Raw genomic sequence first — 17155 nt, 5'->3', positions numbered from 1 at the left:
ACGTTGGATCAGCTGTTGTTGTGGTCGACTTTGATGGTCGGATCGCTACCGGCAATCAGGTTGTGCAGATTGGCGGTAGACCAGTTATTGCCTTCCAGTTTGATCGTCACATCCGGTGTAGCCGCCGCGGCATCCGCCGAGTTGAACTTGCCGGCCGAGCTGACCTGCAACGACGACACGCCATCGACGGTGGTGATCTTCAGGAAGTTATCGATGGTGCTGCCGGTTTCGCCCTGCAACAAATCGCGCAGGTCGATACGGTCACCTTCGCTGGCCTTGAAGTCCTTGATCACGTCGCTGCCGGTGTCGCCCGCCTTCCACACAAAGGTGTCGGCACCCGAGCCGCCGATCAGGATGTCGTTGCCCGAACCGCCCATCAGCGTGTCGTTGCCGGTGCCACCGAGCAGGATGTCGTTGCCCTTGCCGCCATCGAGCGTGTCATTACCACCCGAGCCGAACAGGATGTCATTGCCCGAACCGCCCAGCAGCGTGTCGTTGCCATCGTGGGCGCCGGATACGTCGAACGCGGTGTAGTGCTCGGTGATGAACTGATGCACGTTGCTGGTGGTGACTTTGCTGACATCCACGCCGGTCTGCTGGGCGACGAACGCCTGCATGGCCTGGTAGCCCTCGCCAGCGATGCCGTTGAAGCTCACCAGGTCGCCGAACAGGATGTCGTTGCCGTCGCCGCCATTGACCGTGTCGGAACCTGGCAGCGTCGCTTCGGTGTGACCGATGATCGAGTTGGCCAGGTCATTCGGGTTGATGTTGGTTTGCGGCGTTTTGTCCGAGTCGTACGGCTTGAGGTCGCTGAGCGTTACATCGCTGTTCAGGCCGATGGCTTCTACGTTCGACAGGTTGCCCAGCAGCGCGAAGGCACTGGTGGCGTTGTCGGTGGTGGTCTGGGTGGTGGTGCTGCCGCTGCCCGCCAGGGCCGACAACTCGTAGGTGCCATCGCCCTGGGCGTGCAGCGAACCCGGGGTTGTGTACGACCAACTGCCGCCGGACTTGGTCCAGACAGTGAGTGCGCCCGAAGCGCTGATGTCGATCTGGTGATTGGCGTCCGGGACCAGGCTGACGGCTTTGCCCAACTGGTAATTGGTGGTGTTAATCACGCTGTCCAGTTTGACGCTGCCATACAGGTTCGGGTTGGTCGACTCACCGCTCTGGTAGTAGGTCGGCTTGCCGTCGGTGATGAAATACGTGAGGTTCTTCGCCCCGGTGTTGGCGACTGCATCCGCGCTCTGGAACCAGTTGGCCGTGGTCTTGAACACGTCCTCGTAGTTGGTACCGCCGCCGGACGACATCGAGTCCAGGACTGCCTTGAGCGTGGCCAGCGCGTTCGGGTCGTTCAGGTTGACCGACACCGACTTGTTGACCTGGGTATCGAAGTCCGCCAGGAAGATGTTCACGGTGCCCGAGTTGCCGCCCATGCTCTGCTTGAGGGTGTTGAACACCGACGTCAGCGAGTCCTTGGCGGCGCTGATCGACGACGCGCTCATGCTGCCCGAACTATCGACCATGAAGGCGATGTTGTAGTTGGTGCCCGGCACCACGGTCAGGCCGCCGATGTCGGCAACGATGATGTCGTTGCCGTCGGTACCGGTGACGGTGTCACTGGCTGCGGTCGCGGTGATCGCGTTGTAGGTCGCCGGGAAAACGGTGACCGGAATCTGCGCCGTGGTGATCGCCGACCCGCCCAAGGCCTCGGTGGAGGTCGAGGTTACGGTCAGGTTGAACTGGCCGTTGTAGTAGGTCGGTGGGGTTACGGTCAGAGTGCCGAGGCTCCAGCCGGTGACGTTGGCTTCGCCGGCAGTCGCGGTGGCGGTGAAGGTGTGACCGGCGCTGTCGGTGAGGACCGAGCCTGCCGGGATCCCGCTGATTTTCACGCTCAGGCTTTCGGAGCCGTCGGTGTCGGTCAGTGCGGTGTTGATCGCGGACAAGTGAACGCTGGTGCCTTCGAAGCCGGTGTTGAGTTTGTAGCCGTCGTAGTAACCCTCACCGTTCGTGCCGTGCAGGTCGGAGACGGTCACGCCGGAAGCGGCCAGATCCGCCACGCCGGTGTACAGCGGCACGCCGGTGCTGCTCAGATCGACAGGGGTCGCACCGTTGACCGACAGGTTGACGTCATAGCTGCCCGGGCCGCTCTGGTTGTGGTGGTAGATGTCGAGGGTGTAGTAGCCGCTGGCGGTCGGGGTGATCGAACCGCTCAAACTGCCGCCCGCGCCCCACAGGGCCGACGCAACGTTCTTGCCGCCGACGGTCACCAAAAGGCTGTCATCGCCCGAACCGCTGAAGGTGTAGGTCTTGCCGGCTTCGAGGTAGATCAGGCCGGAGGTTTTCGAGGCTGTACCTGCCGCCACGCTGCCGTCGGACTGCACGTTGGTCACTGTGCTGCTGGAGTTCGGTGTGCCCGCCGCGTCGATGACCGACTTGAGCGTGGCCGTCGGCGCACCGCTGCCATCGGTGCCCAGGCCGGACAGGCCGGTCCAGACTTCCTTGACCAGCCCGGTGGATTTGACGCTGTTGTCCGCAATGGTCAGGGACGGTGCATCGGCCACTGGCGTGATGTCGATTTTTACCGTGCCGGTGTTGCCCAGCAGTTGGCCGTCGGTTGGCTGGAACTTGATCTGCGCGTAGTCCGCCTGATTGTTGCCCACGCCGGTGCCGCCGTAGCCATTGGTGCCGGATTCGTTGGCATCCGGGGTGAAGCGCAGCTTGCCGGCGTCGATATCAGCCTTGGTGAAGGTCTGGTTGTTGGTGACGTCGGTCCAGGTCGAGCCGCTGAGGTACTGCAACTTGCCTTCGCCCGGCAGGCCGGTGATTTTCACGCCCAGGCTAGCGGCCGGGCTGTCCACATCGCTGACGCCGAAGGTCGACCAGCCGAGGATCAGCGGGGTGTCTTCGGTGCCGGTGACGTTAACCGGTGCAGCGGTTGGCGCGTCGTTCACGGCCACCACGTTGACGGTGGTGGTCGCGACGTTGGAGTAGTTGCCGCCATCGGTCACGGTCACGGTGATGATCCGCGGCACGGTGCTCGGGTCTTCACTGCTGTTAGTGAAACTGATGTTCTTGATTGCCTGCATGTAGTTGGCCAGCGTCGCATTGCCCGACAGGGTCAGCGTCACCGTGCCGTTGGTGCTGTTGGCATTGATGGTGATGCCGTTGACGCTGTTGCCCAGGTTCAGCGCATCGCCATCCTGACGGTTGGTCAGCACCACGGTGGCACCGGTCAGCATCGTGCTGTCCGGGTCTGTGATCTTCAGATCGGTGTCGGCAATCGACACGCCCGCACCCGGGGTGTTTTCGGTGAAGGTCACGTTGTAATTGGCACCGGTGGCGCCGCTGGAATTGTTGGCATCCAGGTCGATGACCGGTGGCGCATCGTTGTCGATGATCGAGGTGCTGACGCTGCCATTGGTGGCGCTGACCGCCAGGTTCTCGAAGTTGCCGCCGGTGGCCGAGTCGATCTTGACCACGAAGTTCTCGGTGCCTTCGGTGATCTTGTCGTCAATGGTCGCCACGTTGAAGCTGGCGCTGCTGGCGCCGGCCGGGATCTTCACGGTGTACACACCGGTAAAGTCCGAACCGTCGGCGGCGGTGCCGCTGTAGACGATTTTCAGCGTCACGTCGGTTTGCGCCGGGTGCGTCAGGCTGACGGTGTAGCTCGCAGTCTGGCCTTCGGTCACCGAGGTGCTGCCGGTGATGCTGACTTGGGTGGTGTCGATGGTGTCGGTGACGTTAGTCACGGCTGGAGCGGTGCTTGGCACCAGGTTTTCGAAGCTGCCACCGGTGGCGTTGGTGATCGTCGCTTGAACGGTGCCGGCGTCCTTGTACACGTCATCGGCTGGGGCCGGGATGGTCACGGTGCCGGTGGTTTTGCCGGCGTCAATCGTGATCACCGAGCCATTGCTGAGTGTCACGGTCACTGGCGTGCCAGCGGCGTTGGTCAGGGTCGCGGTGTAGGTGATCTGGCCACCCTCGGCTACCGAGCCAGTGGCGCTCAACGACAGGTTGGTGGTGTCGACGGTGTCGGTCACGGTGGTGCTGACCGGGGTTTTATCGGCGACGAGGTTTTCGTAGTTACCGCCGCTGACGTTGGTGATCGAGTTGGTCAGTGGTGCGTGACCGGTGAGCGCGTCGTTTGGCGCGACTGCGGTCACGGTACCGGTGGTTTTGCCGATGTCGATGGTGATCGTCTGACCATTGGCCAGCGATACAGTGACCGGGCTGCCAGTGACTGGCTGGCCAACAGTCGCGGTGTAGGTGACGGTGCCACCTTCGGCCGCGGTGCCGGTTGCAGTCAGTTTGACGGTCGAGGTGTCGATGGTGTCGGTGACGCTGGTGACCGCTGGTGTCGAGCTTGGCACCAGGTTTTCGAAGCTACCACCGGTTGCGGTTTTGATCGTGGCCTGAACGGTGCCCGCGTCTTTGTAGACGTCATCGGCTGGCGCGGCGACGGTTACGTTGCCGCTGGTAGCGCCGGCGGCAATGAGGATAACGGCGCCGTTGCTCAGGGTCACGGTGACTGGCGAGCCAGCAGCGTTGGTCAGGGTGGCGGTGTAGGTGATCTGGCCGCCTTCAGCCACAGAGTTGGTTGCACTCAGCGACAGGTTGGTGGTGTCGACGGTGTCGGTCACGGTGGTGCTGACCGGAGTTTTATCGGCGACGAGGTTTTCGTAGTTGCCGCCAGTGACGCTGGTGATCGAGTTGGTCAATGGAGCGTGACCGGTCAGCGCGTCGTTCGGCGCGAGAGTGGTCACGGTGCCGGTGGTTTTGCCGATGTCGATGGTGATGTTTTGGCCGTTGGCCAGGGCCACGACCACTGGCGAGCCGGTCACTGGCTGGCCGACGGTCGCGGTGTAGGTGACGGTGCCACCTTCAGCGGCGGTGCCGGTTGCAGTCAGTTTGACGGTCGAGGTGTCGATAGTGTCGGTGACGTTGGTCACTGCCGGAACAGTGCTTGGCACCAGGTTTTCGAAGTTGCCACCGGTGGCGGTGGTGATCGTCGCCTGAACAGGACCGGCATCTTTGTACACGTCATCGGTCGGAGCCGGGACGGTCACGGTGCCAGTTGTTTTGCCTGCGTCGATAGTGATCACCGAGCCATTGCTCAGGGTCACAGTGACTGGCGAGCCAGCAGCATTGGTCAGGGTGGCGGTGTAGGTGATCTGGCCGCCTTCAGCCACGGAGTTGGTTGCACTGAGCGACAGGTTGGTGGTGTCCACGGTGTCAGTGACAGTCGTCGAAATCGGCGTCTTATCAGCCACCAGGTTCTCGTAGTTACCGCCAGTGACGTTGGTGATCGAGTTAGTCAGTGGCGCATGACCGGTCAGCACATCGTTCGGCGCGATGGTCGTCACGGTGCCAGTGGTCTTGCCGATGTCGATTGTGATTGTCTGGCCGTTTGCCAACGACACGGTGACCGGGCTGCCAGTGACTGGCTGGCCAACAGTCGCGGTGTAGGTGACGGTGCCACCCTCAGCAGCGGTGCCGGTCGCGGTCAGTTTGACGGTCGAAGTGTCGATGGTGTCGGTGACGTTGGTCACGGCCGGAGTCGTGCTCGGCACCAGGCTTTCGAAGCTACCGCCAGTCGCGGTTTTGATGGTTGCCTGAACGGTGCCCGCGTCTTTATACACGTCATCAGCCGGTGCCGGGATGGTGACGGTGCCAGTGGTTTTACCCGCGTCGATAGTGATGACCGAGCCGTTGCTCAGCGTCACTGTGACTGGCGAGCCAGCAGCGTTGGTCAGGGTCGCGGTGTAGGTGATCTGGCCGCCCTCTGCCACCGAGTTGGTAGCACTCAACGACAGGTTAGTGGTGTCCACGGTGTCAGTGACAGTCGTCGAAACCGGCGTTTTGTCGGCAACCAGATTCTCGTAGTTACCACCGCTCACGTTAGTGATCGAGTTGGTCAATGGCGCATGACCGGTCAGCACGTCATTTGGCGCAATGGTGGTCACGGTGCCAGCGGTCTTGCCGATGTCGATTGTGATTGTCTGGCCGTTTGCCAACGACACGGTGACCGGGCTGCCAGTGACTGGCTGGCCAACAGTCGCGGTGTAGGTGACGGTGCCACCCTCAGCAGCGGTGCCGGTCGCGGTCAGTTTGACGGTCGAAGTGTCGATGGTGTCGGTGACGTTGGTCACGGTCGGAGTCGTGCTCGGCACCAGGCTTTCGAAGCTACCGCCAGTCGCGGTTTTGATGGTTGCCTGGACGGTACCCGCGTCTTTGTACACGTCGTCGGCTGGGGCTGGAACGGTCACGGTGCCGGAGGTTTTACCCGCGTCGATGGTGATTACAGAACCGTTCGACAAGGTCACGGTCACCGGAGAACCGGCAGCGTTGGTCAAAGTTGCGGTGTAGGTGATCTGGCCACCTTCGGCTACCGAGCCAGTGGCGCTCAGCGACAGGTTGGTAGTGTCGATGGTATCCGTAACTGTGGTCGAAACCGGCGTCTTGTCGGCCACCAGATTCTCGTAGTTACCGCCAGTGACGTTGGTGATCGAGTTGGTCAGCGGAGCGTGACCAGTCAACGCGTCATTTGGAGCGAGGGTGGTCACGGTGCCAGTGGTTTTGCCGATGTCGATGGTGATCGTCTGACCGTTGGCCAGCGATACGGTCACCGGCGAGCCAGTCACTGGCTGGCCGACGGTCGCGGTGTAAGTGACGGTGCCACCTTCAGCAGCGGTGCCGGTTGCGGTCAGTTTAACGGTCGAGGTGTCGATGGTGTCGGTGACGTTGGTGACCGCTGGAGTTGTGCTTGGCACCAGGCTTTCGAAGTTGCCACCGGTTGCAGTGGTGATCGTGGCCTGAACAGTACCGGCGTCCTTGTACACGTCATCGGCTGGTGCCGGAACGGTCACGGTGCCGGTGGTTTTGCCAGCGTCGATGGTGATGACCGAGCCATTGCTCAGCGTCACGGTGACTGGCGAGCCAGCGGCGTTGGTCAATGTTGCGGTGTAAACGATTGAGCCGCCTTCAGCGACCGAACCGGTAGCGGAAAGACTGAGATTGGTAGTGTCGACGGTGTCGGTGACAGTTGTCGAAACCGGCGTCTTATCAGCCACCAGGTTCTCGTAATTGCCGCCAGTGACGTTGGTGATCGAGTTGGTCAGCGGCGCATGACCGGTCAACGCATCGTTCGGTGCGAGGGTGGTCACGGTGCCAGTGGTTTTGCCGATCTCGATGGTGATGTTCTGACCGTTGGCCAGGGTAACAACTACTGGCGAACCAGTCACTGGCTGGCCGACGGTCGCGGTGTAGGTGACAGTGCCACCCTCAGCAGCAGTGCCGGTGGCAGTCAGTTTGACGGTGGAGGTGTCGATGGTGTCAGTGACGCTGGTCACCGCCGGAACAGTGCTCGGCACCAGGCTTTCGAAGTTGCCGCCGGTGGCGTCCTTGACGGTGACTTCAACCTTGCCGGCATCTTTATAGACGTCATCGGCTGGAGCCGCGACGGTCACGGTGCCGGTGGTTTTACCGGCTTCGATGGTGATCACGGCGCCGTTGCTCAGCGTGACGGTCACAGGCGTGCCGGCCGCATTGGTCAGGGTCGCGGTGTAGGTGATCTGGCCGCCTTCAGCCACGGTGTCGGTCGCCGTCAGCGACAGATTGGTGTTATCCACCGTGTCAGTGATGGTGGTTTTGGCCGGGTCGCCGTTGACGTCCAGTTTTTCGTAATTGCCGCCGGTCGCGTCCTTGATGGTGGTGCTCAGCGAGCCGCCGCCAGCCAGGGCATCGTTCGGCGCGACGAAATTGACCGTGCCGCTGCTTTTGCCGATGTCGATAGTAATGGTCTGGCCGTTGGACAGGGTCACGACGACCGGGGCGCCGGTCACTGGCGCGCTCACGGACGCTGTGTAGACGACGGTGCCGCCTTCAGCGACGGTCGACGTGGCGGTCAGCGACACGGTACTGGTGTCGATGGTGTCAGTGACGGTGGTGACCGCCGGGGTGTCGCTGCTGACCAGGTTTTCGAAATTGCCGCCGGTAGCATCCTTGATCGTTGCTTCGACCTTGCCGGCGTCTTTGTAGACGTCATCGGCCGGAGCGGCGACGGTTACGTTACCGCTGGTGGCGCCAGCCGCGATGAGGATGACGGCGCCGTTGCTCAGGGTCACGGAAACCGGAGTGCCGGCAGCGTTGGTCAGGGTCGCGGTGTAGACAATCGAACCGCCTTCAGCCACCGAGTCAGTCGCGCTCAGGCTGACGGTGGTGGTGTCCGGTGTGTCGGTGACGGTGGTGCTGACCGGAGTTTTGTCCGCTACGAGGTTTTCGTAGTTACCGCCGCTGACATTGGTGATCGAGTTGCCCAGCGGCTCGTGGCCGGTCAGTGCATCGTTCGGTGCAACAGCGTTGACGGTGCCGCTGGTTTTGCCGATGTCGATGGTGATGGTCTGGCCGTTGGCCAGGGTCACAACAACTGGAGAACCAGTGACTGGCTGGCCGACTGTGGCGGTGTAAACCACAGTGCCGCCTTCAGCGACGCTATCGGTGGCCGTCAGTTTGACGGTCGAAGTGTCGATGGTGTCGGCGACGTTGGTCACCGCAGGAACCGTGCTCGGCACCAGGTTTTCGAAATTGCCGCCGGTAGCGGTGGAAATTGTCGCTTCAACTTTGCCGGCGTCCTTGTAGACGTCATCGGCCGGAGCCGCGACGGTCACAGTACCAGTGGTTTTACCAGCGTCGATGGTGATGACAGCGCCATTCGACAGCGTCACGGTGACCGGCGTACCCGCTGCGTTTGTCAACGTCGCGGTGTAGGTGATCTGGCCACCTTCAGCCACGGAATCGGACGCGCTCAGCGACAGGTTGGTGGTGTCGGCAGTGTCGGTAACGGTGGTCGAAACCGGCGTCTTGTCGGCCACCAGGTTTTCGTAGTTACCGCCGCTCACGTCCTTGATCGAGTTGCTCAGCGGCTCGTGGCCGGTCAGCGCATCGTTCGGTGCAACAGCGTTGACGGTGCCGCTGGTTTTGCCGATGTCGATGGTGATGGTCTGACCGTTGGCCAGGGTCACAACAACTGGCGAACCGGTGACTGGCTGGCCGACTGTGGCGGTGTAAACCACAGTGCCGCCTTCAGCGACGCTATCGGTGGCCGTCAGTTTGACGGTCGAAGTGTCGATGGTGTCGGCGACGTTGGTCACCGCAGGAACAGTGCTTGGCACCAGGTTTTCGAAATTGCCGCCGGTAGCGGTGGAAATCGTCGCTTCGACTTTGCCCGCGTCCTTGTAGACGTCATCGGCTGGCGCTGGAACGGTCACGGTGCCGGTGGTTTTACCGGCCTCGATGGTGATCACCGCGCCGTTCGACAGGGTTACGGTGACCGGAGTACCGGCAGCGTTAGTCAGTGTCGCGGTGTAAACAATCGAACCACCTTCAGCCACGGAGTCAGTCGCGCTCAGGCTAAGGGTCGTGGTGTCTGGCGTATCAGTAACCGAGGTTTCCGCCGGCTTGCCGTCAACGTCCAGCTTCTCGTAGTTGCCGCCCTTCGCATCATCAATCTTGACGCTCAGGGAGCCGCCGCCCGCCAACGCATCGTTCGGCGCAACGAAGTTAACGCTGCCGCTGCTCGCGCCGACCGGGATGGTAATGGTCTGGCCATTCGACAAGGTGACGACGACTGGCACACCGGTCACCGGTGCGGTGACGGACGCGGTGTAAACCACGGTGCCGCCTTCGGCCACGGTCGAGGTCGCGGTCAGGTTGACCGTCGAGGTGTCGATAGTGTCGGTGACACTGGTCACGGCTGCCGTCGGATTGGTGGCCAGGGTTTCAAAGTTGCCGCCGCTGGCGTCCTTGATGGTCGCTTCGACTTTGCCGGCATCTTTGTAGACATCATCGGCCGGGGCCGCGACGGTCACGGAACCACTGGTGGCGCCAGCGGCGATGAGAATCACCGCGCCGTTGCTCAGGGTCACGGTCACCGGAGTGCCGGCAGCGTTGGTCAGGGTGGCGGTGTAGACGATCGAGCCGCCTTCGGCCACGGTGTCGGTCGCGCTCAGGCTCAGGGTGGTGGTGTCAGGCGTGTCGCTGACTGCCGTGTCCGCAGGCTTGCCGTCCACTTCCAGTTTTTCGTAGTTGCCGCCGGTGGCGCCGTCGATCTTCACGCTCAGGGACGTGCCGCCCGCCAACGGGCTGTTTGGCGCGATGAAATTCACGCTGCCGCTGGTTTCGCCGACCGGGATGGTGATGGTCTGGCCGTTGGACAGGGTCACCACAACCGGTGCACCGGTCACTGGAGCGGTGACGGACGCGGTGTAGACCACGGTTTCGCCTTCGGCGACGTTCGCGGTGGCGGTCAGCGATACGGTGCTGGTGTCGATGGTGTCATTGACGGTGGTGACCGCCGGGGTGTCGCTGCTGACCAGGTTCTCGAAGTTGCCGCCGGTCGCGCCTTTGATGGTCGCTTCAACGGTGCCGGCGTCTTTGTAGACGTCGTCTTTCGGTGCATCGACGGTCACGGTGCCGGTGGTTTTACCGGCGTCGATGGTGATCACGGCGCCGTTGCTCAGGGTGACGGTCACTGGCGTGCCGGCCGCGTTGGTCAGGGTCGCGGTGTAAGTGATCTGGCCGCCTTCGTCCACGGCGCCGGTCGCGGTCAGCGACAGGTTGGTGGTGTCGGCGGTATCGGTCACGGTGGTGCTGACCGGTGTTTTGTCAGCGACCAGGTTTTCGTAGTTGCCGCCGCTGACATTGGTGATCGAGTTGCTCAGCGGGGCGTGACCGGTCAGCGCGTCGTTCGGGGCAACAGCATTGACGGTGCCGCTGCTTTTGCCGATGTCGATGGTGATGGTCTGACCGTTGGCCAGGCTCACGATAACCGGTGCGCCTGTCACTGGAGCGCCGACGGAAGCGGTGTAAACCACCGTGCCGCCTTCCGCCACGCTGCTGGTGGCGGTCAGGGTGACAGTCGAAGTGTCGATGGTGTCGGTGACGTTGGTCACCGCCGCAGCCGGGTCAGTGGCCAGGTTTTCGAAATTGCCGCCGGTGGCATCTTTGACGGTGACTTCAACTTTGCCGGCGTCTTTATAGACGTCATCGGCTGGGGCCGCGACGGTGACGTTACCGCTGGTGGCGCCGGCGGCGATGGTGATCACCGCGCCGTTGCTCAGGGTCACGGTCACCGGAGTGCCGGCGGCATTAGTCAGGGTCGCGGTGTAGACAATCGAACCGCCTTCAGCGACCGAGTCAGTCGCGCTCAGGCTGAGGGTCGTGGTGTCTGGTGTGTCGGTAACCGAGGTGTCAGCCGGTTTGCCATCGACCTCCAGCTTCTCGTAGTTACCGCCCTTGGCGTCGTCAATCTTGACGCTCAGGGAGCCGCCGCCCGCCAAGGCATCGTTCGGTGCAACGAAATTCACGCTGCCGCTGCTCGCGCCGACCGGGATGGTGATGGTCTGGCCGTTGGACAGGGTGACGACGACAGGCGAATCGGTGACTGGCGCGCTGACGGATGCGGTGTAGACGACGGTACCACCCTCGGCGACGGTCGACGTCGCGGTCAGCGACACGGTGCTGGTGTCGATGGTGTCGGTGACCGTGGTCACTGCTGGCGCCGGGTCGTTAACCAGGTTTTCGAAGTTGCCACCGGTGGCATCTTTAATGGTGGTTTCGACTTTGCCGGCATCTTTGTAGACGTCGTCTTTCGGTGCATCGACGGTCACGGAACCGCTGGTGGCACCGGCGGCGATGGTGATGACGGCGCCGTTGCTCAGGGTCACGGTCACTGGTGCGCCAGCGGCGTTGGTCAAACTGGCGGTGTAGACAATCGAGCCGCCTTCAGCCACGGAATCCGTCGCGCTCAGGCTGAGGGTCGTGGTGTCCGGGGTGTCGGTGACGGTGGTGCTGACAGGTGTTTTGTCAGCGACCAGGTTTTCGTAGTTGCCACCGCTCACATTGGTGATCGAGTTGGTCAACGGCGCGTGGCCATTGAGCACGTCGTTCGGGGCAACAGCGTTGACCGTGCCGGTGGTTTTACCGATGTCGATGGTGATCGTCTGACCGTTGGCCAGGGTCACGACGACTGGGGCGCCAGTTACTGGAGCGCCAACCGATGCGGTGTACACGACAGTGCCGCCTTCGGCCACGCTGTCGGTGGCAGTCAGTTTGACGGTCGAGGTGTCGATGGTGTCGGAGACATTGGTCACTGCTGGAACGGTGCTTGGCACCAGGTTCTCGAAGTTGCCACCGGTGGTGTTGGAAATGGTTGCTTCGACTTTACCGGCGTCTTTGTAAACGTCATCGGCCGGGGCGGCGACGGTGACGGTGCCGGTGGTTTTGCCAGCCTCGATGGTGATCACGGCGCCGTTGCTCAAGGTCACGGTCACAGGTGTGCCGGCCGCATTGGTCAGGGTCGCGGTGTAAGTGATCTGGCCACCTTCAGCCACGGAGTCGGTAGCGCTCAGGCTGAGGTTCGTGGTGTCTGGTGTGTCAGTAACCGAGGTGTCAGCCGGTTTGCCATCGACCTCCAGCTTCTCGTAGTTACCGCCCTTGGCGTCGTCAATCTTGACGCTCAGGGAGCCGCCGCCCGCCAACGCATCGTTTGGCGCAACAAAGTTCACGGAACCGCTGCTCGCGCCGACCGGGATGGTGATGGTCTGGCCGTTGGACAGGGTGACGACCACGGGTTCGCCAGTGACCGGTGCAGAAACAGAAGCGGTGTAAACCACCGTGCCGCCTTCAGCCACGGTGCTGGTGGCCGTCAGGTTGACGGTCGAGGTGTCGACGGTATCCGTTACATCAGTCACCGCTGGCGCTGGATTGGTGACCAGATTTTCGAAGTTGCCGCCTGCTGCATCCTTGACGGTCACTTCGACTTTGCCGGCATCTTTATAGACGTCATCGGCCGGGGCGGCGACGGTCACGGAACCGCTGGTGGCGCCGGCGGCGATGGTGATCACCGCGCCGTTGCTCAGGGTCACGGTCACAGGCGTGCCAGCGGCGTTGGTCAAATTGGCGGTGTAAACGATTGAACCGCCCTCGGCGACCGAGTCGGTAGCCGACAGACTCAGGGTCGTGGTGTCCGGGGTGTCGGTGACGGCAGTGCTGACCGGAGTTTTATCGGCCACGAGATTTTCGTAGTTGCCACCGCTCACGTCGGTGATCGACGTGGTCAACGGCGCGTGGCCATTGAGGACATCGTTCGGGGCAACGGCGTTAACGGTGCCGCTGCTTTTGCCGATGTCGATGGTGATGGTCTGGCCGTTGGCCAGGGTCACGATGACCGGCGCGCCCGTTACTGGAGCACCGACCGAAGCGGTGTAAACCACTGTGCCGCCTTCAGCAACGGTCGAGGTCGCGGTCAGGGTCACGGTTGACGTGTCGATGGTGTCGGTGACGTTGGTCACCGCTGGCGCCGGGTCAGTGGCCAGGTTTTCAAAGTTGCCACCGGTGGCATCTTTGACCGTGACTTCCACTTTGCCAGCGTCTTTATAGACGTCATCAGCCGGGGCCGCGACGGTGACGTTGCCACTGGTGGCGCCGGCGGCGATGGTGATCACCGCGCCGTTGCTCAGGGTCACGGTCACTGGCGTGCCAGCGGCATTGGTCAGGGTCGCGGTGTAGACGATCGAACCACCCTCAGCCACGGAGTCGGTCGCGCTCAGGCTCAGGGTGGTGGTGTCGGCAGTATCAGTGACCGTGGTCGAAACCGGCGCCTTGTTGGCAACCAGGTTTTCGTAGTTGCCACCGCTTACGTCGGTGATCGAAGTGGTCAGCGGCGCGTGGCCATTGAGGACATCGTTCGGGGCAACGGCGTTAACGGTGCCACTGCTTTTGCCGATGTCGATGGTGATGGTCTGACCATTGGCCAGGGTCACGATGACCGGCGCGCCGGTGACTGGAGCACCGACCGAAGCGGTGTAAACCACTGTGCCGCCTTCGGCAACGGTCGAGGTCGCGGTCAGGGTCACAACCGACGTGTCGATGGTGTCAGTGACGTTGGTCACTGCTGGAGCCGGGTCAGTGGCCAGGTTTTCGAAGTTGCCACCGGTGGCATCTTTGACCGTGACTTCCACTTTGCCAGCGTCTTTATAGACGTCATCAGCCGGGGCCGCGACGGTGACGTTGCCACTGGTGGCGCCGGCGGCGATGGTGATCACCGCGCCGTTGCTCAGGGTCACGGTCACTGGCGTGCCAGCGGCATTGGTCAGGGTGGCGGTGTAAACGATCGAACCACCTTCAGCCACGGAGTCAGTCGCGCTCAGGCTCAGGGTGGTGGTGTCGGCAGTATCAGTGACCGTGGTCGAAACCGGCGCCTTGTTGGCAACCAGGTTTTCGTAATTACCGCCGCTTACGTCGGTGATCGAAGTGGTCAGCGGCGCGTGGCCATTGAGGACATCGTTCGGGGCAACGGCGTTAACGGTGCCACTGCTTTTGCCGATGTCGATGGTGATGGTCTGGCCGTTGGCCAGGGTCACGATGACCGGCGCGCCGGTGACTGGAGCACCGACCGAAGCGGTGTAAACCACGGTGCCGCCTTCGGCAACGGTCGAGGTCGCGGTCAGGGTCACAACCGAGGTGTCGATGGTGTCAGTGACGTTGGTCACCGCTGGAACTGTGCTTGGAACCAGATTCTCGAAATTACCGCCAGTGGCGGTAGAAATCGTCGTTTCGACCTTGCCGGCGTCTTTATAGACGTCATCGGCCGGGGCAGCGACGGTGACGGAGCCAGTGGTGGCGCCCGCCGCGATGGTGATCACTGCACCGTTGCTCAGGGTCACGGTTACCGGAGTGCCGGCGGCGTTGGTCAAATTGGCGGTATAGACAATCGAACCACCTTCAGCCACGGAGTCGGTCGCGCTCAGGCTCAGCGTGGTGGTGTCTTTCGAGTCGGTGATGGTGGTCAGCGCCGGCTCGGTGCTCGGGGTCAGTTGTTCGAAATTGCCGCCGGTGGTGCCGGTGATCGTGGTGCTGACGGTGCTGCCATTGTTATAGACGTCGTTCGCCGGGGTCTCGACGATAACGCTGCCGGTGGTCTTGCCCGCTTCGATGGTAATGACCGAGCCATTGCTCAAGGTCACGGTCATCGGCGTGCCGGCCGGGTTGGTCAGGGTCGCGGTGTAGGTGATCTGGCCACCTTCGACCACGGTGCCGGTGGCGGAGAGGCTCAGGCCGGTGTTGTCGATCGAATCGGTAATGGTCGTAACCGCTGGTGCTGGATTCGGCACCAGGTTCTCGAAGTTGCCGCCGGTTGCGCCGGTAATCGAAGTGCTGACGGTGCTGCCGTTTTGATAGACGTCATTGGCTGGGGTCGCAACGTCCACCGAGCCAGTGGTCTTGCCGGCTTCAATGGTGATGGTCGAACCGTTGGACAGGGTGACGGTAACCGGCGTCTGCGCCGGGTTGGTCAATGTCGCGGTGTAGGTGATCTGCCCGCCTTCAGTAACGGTGTTGCCTGCTGTCAGGGTAACGGTGGTGGTGTCGACCGAATCAGTGATGGTCGTGACCGCTGGCGCTGGATTCGGCACCAGGTTCTCGAAATTGCCGCCAGTAGTGCCGGTGATCGTGGTGGTGACGGTGCTGCCATTGTTGTAGACGTCATTGGCTGGCGTCGGAACGTCCACCGAGCCAGTGGTCTTGCCGGCTTCGATGGTGATGGTCGAACCGTTGGACAGGGTGACGGTAACTGGCGTCTGCGCCGCATTGGTCAATGTCGCGGTGTAGGTGATCTGCCCGCCTTCAGTGACGGTGGAGCCCGCTGTCAGGGTGACGGTGGTGGTGTCGACCGAATCAGTGATGGTCGTGACCGCTGGCGCTGGATTCGGCACCAGGTTCTCGAAGTTGCCGCCGGTAGTGCCGGTGATCGTGGTGGTGACGGTGCTGCCGTTTTGATAGACGTCATTGGCTGGCGTCGGAACGTCCACCGAACCGGTGGTTTTACCGGCTTCAATGGTGATAGTCGAACCGTTGGACAGGGTGACGGTAACTGGCGTTTGCGCCGGGTTGGTCAGCGTCGCGGTGTAAGTGATCTGCCCGCCTTCAGTGACGGTGCCGCCCGCCGTCAGGGTGACGGTGGTGGTGTCGATGGTGTCGGTGACTTGAGTCGTCGCCGGTACGGTCGGCTGCGTAACAATGATGCCGGCGCCGCCAGTGGTGCCGGTGACGGTGACGTCGATTTGGGTCGGGTCGTTATAGACGGTGTCGTTCGGCGCCAGTGGCACGTTGACGGTGCCGGTGGTTTGGCCAGCCTGGATCACGATCACCGAGCCGTTGGACAGGGTGATGGTCAGGTCGCTGGTCGGTGCCTGGGTCAGGGTCGCGGTGTAAACCAGTACGCCGCCGGCTTCGGTGATGGTCGGCGTGGCACTGAGGCTCAGGGTCGACGCCTGCACGATAGTGGCGTTATTGGTGGTCTGGCCGCCAACGGTGTTCTGGGTGGTCGCCCCGGCAGAGCCGATGCCCGCGGTCGGGAAACCAATGGTCGGGTCTACCCGGCCAGCGGTTGCGTCCAGCATGACGAAACTGTGGCCACCACCGGCCGCGCCATCGCCGCCTGCTGCGGTCGGGCCTGCTGCGGTGGCTTCGAGGTCTTTGGTCGGGTCGGCGCCGGCCGCGATGGCTTGCTGCAGTTCTTCAACCGATGGCGCGGCTTGTGCAGTGGCTTCTGCCAGATCGGTGCTGGAGTCCGGCGCGCTGCCACTCCACTGAGTGTCGCGGCCCAGGTCCAGGGTGCGGCCATCGGCCAGTTCGAGCGTGACGGCACCAGCGGCACCGGTGTCTACCTGATCGCCGACAAACAGCCGGTCGCCTTCAACGAGTACGCGGCGGACGCCCTCTGGGGACACCGCGAAAACTTGACCAACAATGCTTTTGACGATGGCAACAACACTGCTCATTGAAGACTCTCCGGGTGTCACGTTCAGTTGACTTCCATGGACCTGATGGCGAATTCGCCAAAGCAGTCTGGACGTACATTTTAAAATTTAGTGCATAAGCTTGACGCTGCAATCCGTCAATAATTTGGCTATATTTTTTCGCTATTTAGTTTATGCCAAACTATTGACCTTATGGGTGCCATCCTAAACAATCGCCCCAGTAATGTCACATTGATATTTAAGCGGCGACCTGTCCTACAGCGTGTGATCCAGTTCCTGTTTTGAACTTTCCGACATACGGTCATTCCGGTTGCCATCATCCGACGCAGCGCCCCTAT

The 17155-nt window shown here is 62.2% G+C and carries 1 protein-coding gene; it reads right to left on the bottom strand.

Annotation, left to right across the window (positions count from 1 at the left end):
- Nucleotides 1-8: 8 nt before the first annotated feature.
- Nucleotides 9-16838: a LapA family giant adhesin gene (locus BK667_RS28200; RefSeq protein WP_123599540.1), complete on the bottom strand. Its 16830-nt coding sequence runs from the start codon at nucleotides 16836-16838 to the stop codon at nucleotides 9-11.
- Nucleotides 16839-17155 lie beyond the last annotated feature (317 nt).

The organism is Pseudomonas frederiksbergensis (assembly GCF_003732705.1).
Lineage (GTDB): Bacteria > Pseudomonadota > Gammaproteobacteria > Pseudomonadales > Pseudomonadaceae > Aquipseudomonas > Aquipseudomonas frederiksbergensis_F.
Note: the sequence above shows the minus strand (reverse complement) of the source record. Positions and strands in the feature narration are given on the sequence as shown.